At 60.9% G+C, this 13,961-nt stretch carries 19 protein-coding genes; all 19 read right to left on the minus strand.

Annotated features, from left to right (window positions below):
* Positions 1-18 precede the first annotated feature (18 nt).
* The 19 genes from D3878_RS12595 to D3878_RS12685 all read right to left on the minus strand — a co-directional run bounded on the left by D3878_RS12595 (position 19) and on the right by D3878_RS12685 (position 13,921).
* A complete protein-coding gene (locus tag D3878_RS12595) occupies positions 19-387 on the minus strand; it encodes a phosphoribosyl-ATP diphosphatase (protein ID WP_119785815.1) in 369 nt (122 codons plus the stop codon).
* A 12-nt stretch (positions 388-399) separates the two neighbouring features.
* Complete coding sequence (gene hisI, locus D3878_RS12600) at positions 400-795, minus strand: phosphoribosyl-AMP cyclohydrolase (RefSeq protein ID WP_119785816.1); 396 nt, start codon at positions 793-795, stop codon at positions 400-402.
* Positions 792-1,556 carry an imidazole glycerol phosphate synthase subunit HisF gene (gene hisF, locus D3878_RS12605; protein WP_119785817.1) on the minus strand — a complete coding sequence of 255 codons (765 nt, stop codon included), beginning with the start codon at positions 1,554-1,556 and terminating at the stop codon, positions 792-794. Before hisF ends, hisI begins: the two co-directional genes overlap by 4 nt.
* Positions 1,557-1,604: 48 nt before the next feature.
* Positions 1,605-2,375 carry a 1-(5-phosphoribosyl)-5-[(5-phosphoribosylamino)methylideneamino]imidazole-4-carboxamide isomerase gene (hisA, locus tag D3878_RS12610; protein WP_119785818.1) on the minus strand — a complete coding sequence of 257 codons (771 nt, stop codon included), beginning with the start codon at positions 2,373-2,375 and terminating at the stop codon, positions 1,605-1,607.
* A 50-nt stretch (positions 2,376-2,425) separates the two neighbouring features.
* Complete coding sequence (gene hisH / locus D3878_RS12615; RefSeq protein ID WP_119785819.1) at positions 2,426-3,064, minus strand: imidazole glycerol phosphate synthase subunit HisH; 639 nt, start codon at positions 3,062-3,064, stop codon at positions 2,426-2,428.
* A 48-nt stretch (positions 3,065-3,112) separates the two neighbouring features.
* The gene (gene hisB, locus D3878_RS12620; RefSeq protein WP_119785820.1) at positions 3,113-3,709 is read right to left on the minus strand and encodes an imidazoleglycerol-phosphate dehydratase HisB; all 597 of its coding nucleotides are present in this window, start codon (positions 3,707-3,709) and stop codon (positions 3,113-3,115) included.
* Between the two features lie 160 nt (positions 3,710-3,869).
* Positions 3,870-4,607 carry a DNA-methyltransferase gene (locus tag D3878_RS12625; protein WP_119787871.1) on the minus strand — a complete coding sequence of 246 codons (738 nt, stop codon included), beginning with the start codon at positions 4,605-4,607 and terminating at the stop codon, positions 3,870-3,872.
* Positions 4,608-4,692: 85 nt separating this feature from the next.
* The gene (hisD, locus tag D3878_RS12630; RefSeq protein ID WP_119785821.1) at positions 4,693-6,006 is read right to left on the minus strand and encodes a histidinol dehydrogenase; all 1,314 of its coding nucleotides are present in this window, start codon (positions 6,004-6,006) and stop codon (positions 4,693-4,695) included.
* A 31-nt stretch (positions 6,007-6,037) separates the two neighbouring features.
* Positions 6,038-6,691 (minus strand): ATP phosphoribosyltransferase, encoded by a 654-nt coding sequence (gene hisG, locus D3878_RS12635; RefSeq protein ID WP_119785822.1) that lies wholly within the window; start codon positions 6,689-6,691, stop codon positions 6,038-6,040.
* Positions 6,691-7,941: a UDP-N-acetylglucosamine 1-carboxyvinyltransferase gene (gene murA, locus D3878_RS12640; RefSeq protein ID WP_119785823.1), complete on the minus strand. Its 1,251-nt coding sequence runs from the start codon at positions 7,939-7,941 to the stop codon at positions 6,691-6,693. Before murA ends, hisG begins: the two co-directional genes overlap by 1 nt.
* Positions 7,934-8,176 (minus strand): BolA family protein, encoded by a 243-nt coding sequence (locus tag D3878_RS12645; protein ID WP_119785824.1) that lies wholly within the window; start codon positions 8,174-8,176, stop codon positions 7,934-7,936. Before D3878_RS12645 ends, murA begins: the two co-directional genes overlap by 8 nt.
* A gap of 63 nt (positions 8,177-8,239) precedes the next feature.
* Complete coding sequence (locus D3878_RS12650; protein WP_119785825.1) at positions 8,240-8,995, minus strand: ABC transporter permease; 756 nt, start codon at positions 8,993-8,995, stop codon at positions 8,240-8,242.
* On the minus strand, positions 8,992-9,903 hold the full coding sequence (locus D3878_RS12655) for an ABC transporter ATP-binding protein (protein ID WP_119785826.1): 912 nt from the start codon (positions 9,901-9,903) through the stop codon (positions 8,992-8,994). Before D3878_RS12655 ends, D3878_RS12650 begins: the two co-directional genes overlap by 4 nt.
* A 135-nt stretch (positions 9,904-10,038) precedes the next feature.
* The gene (locus D3878_RS12660) at positions 10,039-10,299 is read right to left on the minus strand and encodes an STAS domain-containing protein (protein ID WP_119785827.1); all 261 of its coding nucleotides are present in this window, start codon (positions 10,297-10,299) and stop codon (positions 10,039-10,041) included.
* 30 nt (positions 10,300-10,329) lie between these two features.
* Complete coding sequence (locus D3878_RS12665) at positions 10,330-10,974, minus strand: MlaC/ttg2D family ABC transporter substrate-binding protein (protein WP_119785828.1); 645 nt, start codon at positions 10,972-10,974, stop codon at positions 10,330-10,332.
* A 104-nt stretch (positions 10,975-11,078) separates the two neighbouring features.
* Complete coding sequence (locus tag D3878_RS12670) at positions 11,079-11,801, minus strand: MlaA family lipoprotein (protein WP_119785829.1); 723 nt, start codon at positions 11,799-11,801, stop codon at positions 11,079-11,081.
* Positions 11,798-12,268, minus strand: a complete 471-nt coding sequence (gene mlaD / locus D3878_RS12675) for an outer membrane lipid asymmetry maintenance protein MlaD (RefSeq protein ID WP_119785830.1) — start codon at positions 12,266-12,268, stop codon at positions 11,798-11,800. The genes D3878_RS12670 and mlaD overlap by 4 nt, the downstream gene beginning before the upstream one ends.
* 73 nt (positions 12,269-12,341) lie before the next feature.
* Entirely contained in the window at positions 12,342-13,121 is a 780-nt protein-coding gene (mlaE, locus tag D3878_RS12680) for a lipid asymmetry maintenance ABC transporter permease subunit MlaE (protein ID WP_119785831.1), read from the minus strand.
* Positions 13,118-13,921, minus strand: coding sequence for an ABC transporter ATP-binding protein (locus D3878_RS12685; RefSeq protein WP_119785832.1), 804 nt, complete (start codon positions 13,919-13,921; stop codon positions 13,118-13,120). The genes mlaE and D3878_RS12685 overlap by 4 nt, the downstream gene beginning before the upstream one ends.
* Positions 13,922-13,961 lie beyond the last annotated feature (40 nt).

A 13,961-nucleotide genomic window follows, 5' to 3' on the forward strand; every position in this document is an offset into this window, starting at 1 on the left:
CCTTGCGGCTGTTGATATTCAATCCTGGCGTTCGTCGTGTTCGCGCGCCTGCAGTTTGCGGTTGGCCTTTTCCTCGATGCCGGAAATGCCTTCGCGACGCGCCAGCTCTTCCAGCACATCCTGCGGCGTCAAATTGAACTGCGCCAGCATGATCATCGAATGGAACCACAGGTCGGCGCATTCGTACAGCAGCTTGGACGGCTCGGCGCCGGCGCGCACATCCTTGGCCGCCATCACGGTTTCCGTGGCTTCTTCGCCGATTTTTTTCAGGATCGCATCGTCACCCTTGGAAAACAGGCGCGACACATAAGATTGGTCAGGATCGCCGCCATTGGCCAGCTTGCGCGATTCGATCACGGCCGCCAGGCGGCTCAAAGTTTCACTCATGGTTTTCGCTATTCACTTGTAGATACTGTCCGGATCTTTCAGGACCGGCTCGACCGCGCGCCATTCGCCGCCGCCTTCGAGCTTTTCAAAGAAACAGGAATGGCGGCCGGTATGGCAGGCGATGCTGCCGGCTTGCGTCACCTTCAGCAGCACCACGTCCTGGTCGCAATCGAGGCGGATTTCATGGACTTTCTGGGTGTGGCCGGATTCCTCGCCCTTGTGCCACAGCTTCTTGCGCGAACGGCTCCAGTACACCGCCTCGCCCAGCTCGACCGTCCTGGCCAGGGCATCGCGATTCATCCAGGCAAACATCAGCACGTCATTGCTGCCGACTTCCTGGGCGATCACCGGCACCAGCCCATGTTCGTCCCACTTGACATGGTTCAGCCACTTGTCGTTGGCGCTCATGCCAGCCTCACCGGTATGCCTTGTTCTGCCATGAAGCGCTTGGCTTCGCCGACCGTATGCTGGCCGTAATGGAAAATGCTGGCAGCCAGCACCGCATCGGCGTGCCCCAGCCTGATGCCGTCGGCCAGGTCCTGCAGGCCGCCGACGCCGCCGGAGGCGATCACCGGCACATTGACGGCGTCGGACACCGCGCGCGTCAGGGCCAAGTCGAAGCCGCTCTTGGTGCCGTCGCGGTCCATGCTGGTCAACAGCAGTTCGCCCACGCCCAGCTGTTCCATTTTTTGCGCCCATTCGACCACATCCAGGCCGGTGCCCTTGCGTCCGCCATGGGTGAAGACTTCCCAGCGGCCGTCGCCGCTCTGCTTGGCGTCGATCGCCACGACGATGCATTGCGAGCCATATTTTTGCGCGGACTCGTAGACCAGCTGCGGGTTGGCTACCGCAGCGCTGTTCATGCTGACCTTGTCGGCGCCGGCGTTCAACAGGCGCCGCACGTCCTCGACCGCGCGCACGCCGCCGCCGACCGTCAGCGGAATGAATACCTGGGAAGCAACCGCTTCGATGATGTGCAGGATCAGGTCGCGCTCGTCGGAAGTTGCGGTGATGTCGAGGAAAGTGATTTCGTCTGCGCCCTGGTCGTCGTAGCGACGGGCGATCTCGACAGGATCGCCGGCATCGCGCAGCTCGAGGAAATTGATGCCCTTGACGACACGGCCCGCCGTGACATCCAGGCAGGGAATGATGCGTTTAGCCAGCGCCATGATCTGCTTCGTTTAACCTTGATACTTGTTGTTTCAATGATTCCGCTTTTATTCCGCGTCGCTCAGTTCGTCGGCGCGCTCCTGGGCGCTGCGCAGGTCGAGCGTACCTTCGTAAATCGAGCGGCCGCAGATCACGCCCTCGATGCCTTCGAACTCTACCGCACACAGGGCTTCGACATCCTTGATGCTGTGCACGCCGCCGGAAGCGATGACCGGGATCGTCATGCTTTGCGCCAGCTTGACGGTGGCTTCGATGTTGACGCCACCCATCATGCCGTCGCGGCCGATGTCCGTATAGATGATGGACTCAACGCCATAATCCTCGAACTTCTTTGCCAGGTCGATGACTTCATGGCCGGTCAGCTTGCTCCAGCCGTCGGTGGCCACCTTGCCATCCTTGGCGTCCAGGCCGACGATGATCTGGCCGGGGAAGGCGCTGCAGGCATCGTGCAGGAAGCCGGGGCTTTTCACGGCGGCGGTGCCGATGATGACGTAGGACAGGCCGCCATCGAGGTAGCGTTCGATGGTGTCGAGGTCGCGGATGCCGCCACCCAGCTGAATGGGGATTTCCTCGATATCGTTTTCAGTGGCGAAATCCTGCACCGCGCGGATGATGGATTTCACCGCAGCGGCATTCTTCGGCGTGCCGGCAAAGGCGCCATTCAGGTCCACCAGATGCAGGCGACGCGCGCCCTGCTGTAGCCAATGCCGCGCCATCTGGGCGGGGTCATCGGAAAACACGGTGGCCTGGTCCATGTCGCCTTGTTTCAGGCGAACGCAGTGACCGTCCTTGAGATCGATAGCGGGTATGAGCAGCATGGCTAGCGGGTAGTTTGTGGTTGTTAAGTTAAGGTGGGCAACAATGGAATTTACGGTTTCCAGTCAACGAAATTCTTGTACAGGCGCAAACCTGCGGCTGCGCTTTTTTCCGGATGAAATTGCGTTGCGAAAATATTATCCCGGGCAATCGCACAGGTGAACAGATTGCCATATTCCGTCTGTCCAGCGATATGCGCCGGATCATCCGGCACGGCGTAGTAACTGTGCACGAAATAGAAATAACTGTCGTCGGCGATACCTTGCCATAACGGGTGTGACAGAGACTGCCTGACCCGGTTCCAGCCCATTTGCGGCACCTTGTAGCGCGAACCATCGGGCTGCGACTGGCCCTCCAGGCGGAAACGCACGACCTTGCCTGGCAACAGGCCGAGCCCGGGCGTATCGCCCTCCTCGCTCCAGTCGAACAGCATTTGCTCGCCAACGCATACGCCAAACAGGGGCTTGCTGCGCGCTGCCTCCAGCACGGCTTCCTGCACGCCAGATTCGCGCAGGTTGCGCATGCAATCGGGCATCGCTCCCTGCCCCGGCAAAACCAGCCGGTCGGCACTGCGAATGTCAGCCACATCACCCGAGATCCGCACATCGGCCTCGGGCGCAGCATGACGCAAGGCCTGCGCTACCGAGCGCAAGTTGCCCATGCCGTAATCCACCACTACAATTTTGTTCATGATAAAGCTTCAAGCGCGACGCCGATCCAAATCGGCATCATCCGTTTTTTACAAGCTGCCCTTGGTCGAGGGAATCGTGCCGGCGGCGCGGGCATCGAGCTCCGCCGCCATGCGCAGGGCGCGGCCGAATGCCTTGAACACCGTTTCGCACTGGTGGTGGGCATTGTCGCCGCGCAGGTTATCGATATGCAGCGTCACCAGGGCATGGTTGACGAAGCCCTGGAAAAATTCGCGGGTCAGGTCGACATCGAAAGCGCCGATCATCGAACGCGTGAACGGCAGGTGGTATTCGAGGCCGGGACGGCCGGAAAAATCTACCACCACCCGCGACAGCGCCTCGTCCAGCGGCACGTAGGCGTGGCCGTAGCGGCGGATGCCTTTCTTGTCGCCGATCGCTTTCGCCACCGCCTGACCAAGCGTGATGCCGACATCCTCGACGGTGTGATGGGCGTCGATGTGCAAATCGCCCCTGGCTTCGATGTCGAGGTCGATCAGGCCGTGACGGGCGATCTGGTCGAGCATGTGGTCGAGGAAGGGCACGCCGGTATTCAGCTTTTGCTGTCCGCTGCCGTCGAGGTTGATGGCGACGCGGATTTGCGTCTCGTTGGTGTCGCGCGTCACTTCCGCGCTGCGTTGCTTGGACATGGCTTTCCGTAACAGACAATAATTATGCGAGCATTTTACCCATATTTTCGGCTGGAATTCTGCGCGCGGCCGGATAGTTGGCAATCCCCTGCGTTTGCCCCACCCGGCCTTGCATGGACAACAACAAAAAAATCCTGTCCCGCCGTCATGCGGCCCAGCCTCACTGTACCTGCTCCGTCGCTGCCGGCTCTGCCGGCAAGTCGTCCAGCCTGCGCTGGATCAAGTCGCAGTAATCGGGATTCAATTCGAAGCCGACGAAGTTGCGCCCGCAGCGCTTCGCCGCCACCGCCGTGGTGCCGCTGCCCATGAAGGGATCCAGCACCACGCCGCCCGGCGGACAGGATGCCTTGATCATGCGCTCGATGATCTCCAGCGGCTTCTGGGTAGGATGATCGGCGCGCTCGCGGTGCTCGCGGTGCAGGCGCGACACGCTCCAGACATCCTTGGGGTTGTAACCCATCTCCAGCCACTTGGCGCCGACGAAAATCGAGCGCGTACGGGCTTTCTTGGTTTGCTCGTCGTAGGGGATGCGCACGGCGTCGACGTCGAAATAATAATCCCGCGACCTGGCGAAAAAGCCGATGGTGTCGTGCACCGATGAAAAGCGCCGGGTGCTGCCGCCCATCGACGGTACGCGCCGGTCCCAGATGATTTCATTGACCATGGTCAGGCGCTGCTTGAGCATCACGAACACTTCCGGCGAATAACGCCAGGTCAGGAAGATATACAGGCTGCCGGTGGCTTTCAACTTGGGCAGGGCGATATCGATCCATGCCTGCATCCAGGCCAGATACGCTTCGGTATCAAGCTTGTCGGAATCGTTGCCGTAATCCTTGCCCAAACCATATGGCGGGTCGGCAAGGATCAGGTCCACGGAAGCATCGTCGATGCGCGCCATGCCGGCCAGCGCATCCTCGCAGTAAATCTGGTTCAGCCAGGCGCTCACGCGGACATCCTGGCGCACCTGTTGCTCTGCGGGCAGTTCATTTCAGGCGGTACTCGGCCGAGCGCGCATGCGCCTGCAGGCCTTCGCCGTACGCCAGCTCGGCCGCCACCTTGCCCAGCGTTTGCGCGCCGGCTTCGCTGACGTGGATCATGCTGGAACGCTTCTGGAAGTCGTACACGCCCAGCGGCGAGGAAAACCGCGCGGTGCGCGATGTCGGCAGCACGTGGTTCGGGCCGGCGCAATAGTCGCCCAGCGCTTCGGAAGAATAACGGCCGAGAAACATCGCGCCGGCATGGCGGATCAGGTCGGCCCAGCGCTGCGGTTCGGCAGCCGAGATTTCCAGGTGTTCGGCGGCGATGAAATTGGCGATCTCGCAGGCTTCTGCCATGTCGCGCACCTTGACCAGGGCGCCGCGGTTGGTCAGCGAAGTACGGATGACTTCCTGGCGCGGCATGTCGCCGATCAGCTTGTCGATGCTGGCCTGCACTCGATCAATATAGGCGGCGTCAGGGCACAGCAGGATGGATTGCGCCAGTTCGTCATGCTCGGCCTGCGAAAACAGGTCCATGGCGATCCAGTCGGGGTCGGTGCTGCCGTCGCACAACACCAGAATCTCCGACGGCCCGGCGATCATGTCGATGCCGACCACGCCGAACACACGCCGCTTGGCTGCCGCCACATAGGCGTTGCCGGGGCCGACGATCTTGTCCACGGCGGGGATGGTGTCGGTGCCGTAGGCCAGCGCGCCGACAGCTTGTGCGCCGCCGATGGTGAAGACCCGGTCGACGCCGGCGATTGCGGCGGCGGCCAGCACCAGCGGGTTCTTGATGCCATCCGGGGTCGGCACCACCATGATGACATCGGCGACGCCGGCCACCTTGGCGGGAATGGCATTCATCAACACAGAAGAGGGATAGGCGGCCTTGCCGCCCGGGACGTAGATGCCGACGCGGTCCAGCGGCGTGACTTTCTGCCCCAGCACGGTGCCGTCGGCTTCGGTATAGCTGAAACCGGCCGAGCCGCATTCGATCTTTTGCCGCTCGTGATAGGCGCGCACGCGGTCGGCGGCGGTTTGCAGGGCGCCGCGGCGCGATGCCGGCAAAGCTTCCAGCGCCGCCAGCAATTGCGCACGCGGGATTTCAAGGGCAGCAACGCTGCCCGCCTGCAAGCGGTCGAATTTGTTGGTGTACTCGAGAACGGCGGCATCGCCGCGCGTCTTGACTGCGGCGAGAATCGTCGCAGCGGCGCGGTCGATCGCCTCATCCTCGGCAGCTTCGAAGGCGAGCACATGGGCCAGCTGCTGCCTGAAATCGGCCTGGGCGGAATCGAGGGTGCGGATCTGGATAGTCATGGCGTTTTCCGGCGCAGCTTGGCCTGCGCGATCAATTGTTTCCTTGCGAGGCGCGCTCGATGGCGGCCAGGATCGGCTGCAGCCGCTCGCGCTTGAGTTTCAATGCCGCCTGGTTGACCACCAGGCGCGACGAGATCGGCATGATGTGCTCGACCTCGACCAGGTTGTTGGCGCGCAGCGTGCCGCCGCTGCTGACCAGGTCGACGATGGCATCCGACAAGCCGACCAGCGGTGCCAGTTCCATCGAGCCGTACAGCTTGATCAGGTCGACATGCACGCCCTTGGCGGCGAAATGCTCGCGCGCGCATTGCACGTACTTGGTCGCCACGCGCAGACGGGCGCCGTGGCGCACCGCGCTGGCGTAGTCGAAACCGGCCTGCACCGCCACCGACATGCGGCATTTGGCGATATTCAGGTCGATCGGCTGGTACAGGCCTTCGCCGCCATGCTCCAGCAACACGTCCTTGCCGGCCACGCCGAAATCGGCGGCGCCGTACTGCACATAAGTCGGCACGTCGGAGGCGCGCACGATGATCACGCGCACCTGCGGGTCGTTGGTCGGCAGGATCAGCTTGCGCGAGCTTTCCGGATCTTCCGTCACCGTGATGCCGGCCGCCTGCAACAATGGCAGGGTTTCCTCGAAAATGCGGCCCTTGGACAAGGCCAGCGTCAGTTGCTGTTCCATCATTTCACCCTCACGATATCGGCGCCCACGGCCGACAGCTTGACTTCCATGCGGTCGTAGCCGCGATCCAGGTGATAGATGCGGTCCACCAGTGTCTGCCCCTGCGCCGCCAGCGCCGCAATCACCAGCGAGGCCGAAGCGCGCAGATCGGTCGCCATCACCGGCGCGCCGACCAGCTTTTCGACGCCCTTGACCAGCGCGGTGTGGCCGTCGATCTCGATGGCGGCACCGAGGCGGTTGAGCTCCTGCACATGCATGAAACGGTTTTCGAAAATCGTCTCGCTGATGCGTCCGACGCCTTCGGCGATGCTATCGAGCGCCATGAACTGCGCCTGCATGTCGGTCGGGAAGCCAGGATATTCGGTGGTGCGAAAACTCACCGCCTTCGGCCGCGCCGCCATTTGCGCGCGGATCCAGTCCGGGCCGAAGGTGAGGATCACGCCAGCTTCGCGCAGCCGCTCCAGCACCACGTCGAGGATATCGGCACGGGTGTTGGTCAGGGTAATGTCGCCGCCGGCCGCCGCCACCGCGCACAGGAAGGTGCCGGTCTCGATGCGGTCGGCGATCACCGCATGGCTGGCGCCATGCAGCCTGTCCACGCCCTGGATTACCAGGCGGTCGGTGCCGACGCCGTCGATCTTCGCGCCCATGGCCACCAGCAGGTTGGCCAGGTCGGTCACTTCCGGCTCGCGCGCGGCGTTTTCCAGCACCGTCTCGCCTTCGGCCAGGGTCGCTGCCATCAGCAGGTTTTCGGTGCCGGTGACGGTGATCATGTCAGTGGTGATGCGCGCGCCCTTGAGCTTCTTGGCGCGGGCGTGGATGTAGCCCGCCTCGATGGTGATTTCCGCGCCCATCGCCTGCAGGCCCTTGATGTGCTGGTCCACCGGGCGCGAGCCGATCGCGCAGCCGCCCGGCAGCGATACTTTTGCTTCGCCGAAGCGCGCCAGCAAGGGGCCCAGCACCAGGATCGAGGCGCGCATGGTTTTCACCATTTCATAAGGCGCTTCCAGCTTGTCGATGGCGCCGCCATTCAGGGCAATCCGGTCGCCATCCTGCTCGATGCCCAGGCCCATCTGGCGCAGCAACTTGAGCATGGTGGCCACATCCTGCAAGTGCGGCACGTTCGACAACTGCACCGTGTCGGCGCTCAGCAGGCCGGCGCACAGGATCGGCAGCGCGGCATTCTTGGCGCCGGAAATGGCGATCTCGCCAGCCAGGCGCTTGCCGCCTGTAATCAGTAACTTATCCATTGTTCTTGTACTCTTGCGGCGTCAGGGTTTTCATCGACAAGGCGTGGATTTCCGCCTTCATGCGGTCGCCGAGGGCGGCATACACCAGCTGATGGCGCTGGATCGGGCGCTTGCCGGCGAAGGCTTCGGCAACGATGACGGCTGTGAAATGCTGGCCGTCGCCTTCGACCTCCACGTGGGTGCAATCGAGGCCGGCAGCGATGTAGCTCTTTACCAGTTCCGGGGTGGGCAGCATGATTTCAGTTCCTCAAGTAGCCGTGTTGGATGACACAATTAATAACGCGCTCAGTGACGCAGATCAGTGACGCAGCTTGTAGCCGGTTTTCAGCAAGCCGATGGCGATGCCTGCCACCACCAGGAAAAACACGCCGACAATGGCGAAACTCAGCAATGGATCGACATCCGACTGGCCGAAAAAGCCGTAGCGGAAACCGTCGATCATGTAAAAGAACGGGTTGAAGTGCGAGACCGTTTGCCAGAATGGCGGCAGCGAATGGATCGAATAGAACACGCCCGCCAGGAAGGTCGCCGGCATGATCAGGAAATTCTGAAAGGCCGCCAGTTGGTCGAATTTTTCCGCCCAGATGCCGGCGATCAGTCCCATGGTGCCGAGGATGGCGGCGCCGAGCAAGCCGAATATGACGATCCACCAGGGCGCAGCGAAGGACAGTTCGGTAAACCAGGCGGTGATGGCGAACACGCCGACGCCAACCGCCAGCCCGCGCACCGCAGCGGCCAGTACGTAGGCGCCGAACAGTTCCCAGTGCGACAGCGGCGGCAACAGGACGAACACCAGGTTGCCGGTGATCTTGGACTGGATCAGCGAGGACGAGGAATTGGCAAAGGCGTTTTGCAGCACGCTCATCATCACCAGGCCCGGCACCAGGAATGCGGTATAGCTGATGCGGTCATAAACCTGCACATACGCTTCGAGCACATGGCCGAAGATCAGCAGGTAGAGCATGGCCGTCAGGATCGGCGCGGTAATGGTTTGCGTCGCCACTTTCCAGAAACGCAGGATTTCCTTGTAAAACAGGGTCTGGAAACCGATCATTTCTCGCCCTCCATGATCTGGATGAAAACATCTTCCAGATCCGCCTGCTGCAACTGCATGTCTTCAATGCGCGCGCCGGCTTCGCGCAGGCGTGCCAGGATCGGCTCGACCTCGGCGTAGTCCGTCACGCGCAGGGTATATTTGCGGCCGCCGAGCAACTCTTCCGGGTGGGTCACCAGGGACTTCAGACTGTCGGGCAAGTGCCCTTGCGACAAGCTGAGCACCAGTTGCGAGCCGGAGATGCGCTTGATCAGGGCGGCGGTGGTATCCAGCGCAACCACCTGGCCAGCCTTGAGCATGGCGACGCGGTTGCACAGGGCTTGCGCCTCTTCCAGGTAATGGGTGGTCAGCACCACGGTATGGCCTTCGCGATTCAGGCGGCCGATGAATTGCCACAAAGTCTGGCGCAATTCGACATCGACACCGGCGGTCGGCTCATCCAGCACGATCACCGGCGGCTTGTGCACCAGCGCCTGCGCTACCAGCACGCGCCGCTTCATGCCGCCGGACAGCGCGCGCATGTTGGCCTCAGCCTTGCCGGTCAAGTCGAGATGGTGCATCACTTCGTCGATCCAGGCGTCGTTATTCTTCAGGCCGAAGTAGCCGGATTGCATGCGCAGGGTTTCGCGCACCGTGAAGAAGGGGTCGAACACCAGTTCCTGCGGCACCACGCCGAGCATGCGGCGCGCCTGGCGGTAATCGCGCACGACATCGTGGCCATGGATACTGACGCTGCCGCTGTCGGCGCGGTTCAGGCCGGCGATGATGGAAATCAGCGTGGTCTTGCCGGCGCCGTTCGGCCCGAGCAAGCCGAAGAATTCGCCTTGTGCGATCGACAGCGAGACGCCCGCCAGCGCTTGCACTGACTGGTAGCCTTTTTTAACATTGGTGATCTGGATTGCCGCCATGATGGCTGATGCGCTTCCTGCATAGGGCGCCGTCGGCTTGCCGGCGACGGCGTACCTTGGCGAAACCCTTGATTATAGGGGATTTCCGGCCTTCAGGCCGCAGAATGCTGACAACAAGAAAGTCTGGTCAGAGCTTCAATGGTGTGGCAACAATTCCGCCACGCCATATAGCGCAGCCAGGCTGCGCAAATTCGGTGACAGATTGGTAAAAACAAGAGCGCTGCCTTGACGCAAGGCTGCGCGTTGCCAACCCACCAATGCCGCCACCGCGCTGGAATCGGCCTGAACCAGGTCCGTCAGGTCGATGCTGGTTTGCCCCGCACAGATAGCCGCCAGCCCGGCCTGATAAATAGCCTTGGCGGTGTCGACATTCAATGGCGAGGTGGGACGAAACATGCTGGCTCGGCGTCTCAGGAAATCTGGAAATCAGGAATTCTTGGCTGGCTTGGCCGCCGCATCAGCCAGACGCTTGTTCTTCTCGTCCAATACCTTGATCAGGCCATCGATGCCATTTTTGCCGATCTCGGTAGCGAAGCTGCTTTTGTACGATTCCACCAGCCAGGCGCCCAGGACGTTGACATCATAGATTTTCCAGCCGGCCGCCTGTTTTTCGAGGCGGTAGTTGAGCTGGATCGGTTCGCCGCGCGGCCGCAGAACTTGCGAGCGCACTTCCACTTCCGTATCCGACGGCTCGGCACGCACAGGCTTGAATTCAAGCCTCATGTCGTTGACCTGGGCAATCGCACCCGAGTAGGTGTAGATCAGCAGGTCGCGAAATTCTTCAGACAGGCGCTGTTGTTGCTCGGGCGTAGCCTGGCGCCAGTAACGTCCGGCAGCAAGGGCAGTCATGCGCTGGAAATCGACGTGCGGCAAAATCTTGGCTTCAACCAGGGCCAGCACTTTCTTGTGATTCCCGCCCTGAAGATCCTTATCACTATTGGCGGCATCCAGCACTTCAGCACTGATCCGCTTGACCAGCGCATCCGGCGCTTCCTGCGCGGCGGCAATGCCGCTCAAGGCAAACGCAGCGCTGGCAAGCATCATCGTCAGTATTTTTTTCAACATAGTCATCTACCTTCTGCAGAGCCCCGAGGGCCGATTGCCATATTATGCCTTAGCGGCCCCGAACGCGCTGTCCCTGGCACACGCCACACACGCCACGCACGCCGGCACCCTTACTCCTGGCTGTCCCGGTCTTCCTTGCCATTGTTGCCGTTAGCAGGCGGATCGCCATCGTAGACCTGGCTCAGGCGCCTTTGCATATAAGCATCACGGACAAACTGGTAGCGGTCAAGGGCCGCATCCTCCAGCAGATTGGAGGCATCCAGCAAGGACGCGCGGCGGTCGACCAGCCGCAGCACGGTGCCGGTGTTACGCCAACGCAACGGCTCCTTGTAAGTCCAGGGATCGCCATAAATATCCAGCGGCAAGGCCGCGGTGTCGCGTACGGTCGAAGCGCCGAAGAAAGGCAGCACTACATACGGGCCGGAAGGCACGCCCCAGCTCCCCAGGGTTTGACCGAAATCCTCTGAATGCTTGGGCACGCCGGCGTCCGAGGCGATATCGAACAAGCCCAGCACGCCCAAAGTCGAGTTGGCCGTGACACGGACCACGTCCTGGGCGCCGGCTTCGATTTTGCCTTGCAGGAAATTATTCACGCCAGTCCAAACATCCCCCAGATTACCGAAGAAATTGCCGATGCCGGTTTGCACAAATGACGGCAAGGCAGCCTGGTAGGCCTTCGCGGCAGGCGTGAGGGCCGCCTTGTCGAGCGTATCGTTAAACGTGAACATGGCGCGGTTGAAGCCTTCCAGCGGATCATGCGGACTGCTGGCACAACCGGTCAGGGCAATGGCAACAGCCACGGCGCTGACTCTATGGGAATATCTGTTCATCATTTTTTCTCCTCACCTTCAGCGGCTTTGCTGAAGAGAAATTGACTGATGAGGTTTTCCAGCACGATGGCAGACTGGGTCATCTTGATGCGGTCGCCGGCGGCCAGATTAACGGTATCGCCGCCCGGTTCCAGGCCAATATATTGCTCTCCCAACAACCCCGAAGTCAGGATCTTGGCGGAGCTATCCTTGGGAAACTGATAACGGTTTTCCAGCTCCAAGGTGACCATTGCCTGAAAACTCTTGTCATCGAATTTGATCTCGGCCACGCGCCCGATCACCACGCCGGCGCTCTTGACGGGCGCGCGCGGCTTCAAACCACCAATATTGTCGAATTTAGTGACGACAGAATACGTTTTCTCAAACGAGAACGTGCTCATGTTGCCCGCTTTTAAAGCCAGGAACAACAAGGCCACGGCACCCGTCAAGACAAACAAGCCGACCCACAGGTCAAAAGATTTTCTTTGCATAATAATTAGACTACTTTAGATAAGCAATTTCACTTTTTTTATTGAATTTCATTTCGCATCAACCGGGCACGGCTCAATTGAACATCAGCGCAGTCATCAGGAAATCCAGCCACAATACCGTCAGGGAAGCGGTCACGACGGTGCGGGTGGTTGCCCGCGCCACGCCTTCCGGGGTCGGCTGTGCTTCATAACCCTGGTACAAGGCAATGAAGGTCACCGCAAAGCCGAATACCAGGCTTTTCAGGACACCGTTGAAGATATCCTTCCAGACATCGACGCCTCCCTGCATTTGCGACCAGAAGGCGCCCTCATCGACACCGATCAATTGCACGCCAACGATATAACCGCCGAGGATGCCGACTGCGCTGAAAATTGCTGCCAGCAGCGGCATGGCGATCACGCCGGCGACAAAGCGCGGGGCGATCACCCGTCGCAACGGATCAACCGCCATCATCTCCATTGCTGCAAGTTGTTCGCCAGCCTTCATCAAACCGATTTCCGCCGTCAGAGACGTCCCGGCACGGCCGGCAAACAACAATGCCGTCACCACTGGCCCCAGTTCACGCACCAGCGAGAGCGCAACCAGCAAGCCGAGTGCCTGTTCGGAACCGTAACGGTTGAGGGTGTAATACCCTTGCAAGCCAAGCACGAAGCCAACGAACAAACCGGACACGGCAATGATCACCATCGAGTGATTGCCGATGAAAAATAACTGGCTCACCACCAGGCGCGGCCGCCGCCACAATGCCAGCGAGGCCCCCAGGGTGGCGAAAAACAGGCGTGTCGCGTAGCCGAGGTTACCGACATAGACGCGCAGGATGCGGCCCAGGACACTAATGAGGTCGAGGATCATCGGCCACGCTCCAGTCCGAGCGAGTCGGCGAGCGATTTGCCGGGGTAATGGAAAGGCACCGGCCCATCCGCTTCAGCATGCACGAATTGCTTGACGTAAGGATCAGACGAGGCGCGCATCTCGTTCGGCGTGCCCTGCGCCACGATCGTGCCATTCGACAGGAAATACACGTAATCGGCAATCGAAAACGATTCGTGCACATCGTGCGACACCAGGATCGAGGTAGAGCCGAGGGCATCGTTCAGGGTGCGGATCAGGTTGGCAGTGACGCCCATCGAGATCGGGTCGAGACCGGCAAATGGCTCGTCATACATGATCAACTGCGGATCGAGTGCAATCGCCCGCGCCAGTGCGACGCGGCGCGCCATGCCGCCGGAAATCTCCGCCGGCTTCAGGTTTGCGGCGTTGCGCAAGCCAACCGCCTGCAGCTTCAGCAAGACCAGGTCGTGGATCAACTCTTCCGGCAAATCGGTATTCTCGCGCAAGGGAAAGGCGACGTTTTCCAGCACCGTCAAGTCGGTGAACAAGGCGCCGTGCTGGAACAGCATGCCCATCTTGCGACGCAAGGCGTACAAGCTGGCGGAGTCGAGCGCATGCACCGACTGGCCATCGACCGTCACCGAGCCTGTTTTTGGCTGCAACTGGCCGCCGATCAGGCGCAGGATGGTGGTTTTGCCGGAGCCGGAACCTCCCATGACTGCCACCACCTTGCCGCGCGGGAAAGCCATGTTGAGGCCGGAGAGGATGCTCCGCTCTCCATAGCCGAAATGCACGTCGCGAATTTCTACGAAGTCAGGCACGAATTTTTAAATGACGAATTGGTTAATTAGTGAGATTGTA

The sequence above is a fragment of the Noviherbaspirillum sedimenti genome (assembly GCF_003590835.1).
Classification (GTDB): domain Bacteria; phylum Pseudomonadota; class Gammaproteobacteria; order Burkholderiales; family Burkholderiaceae_D; genus Paucimonas; species Paucimonas sedimenti.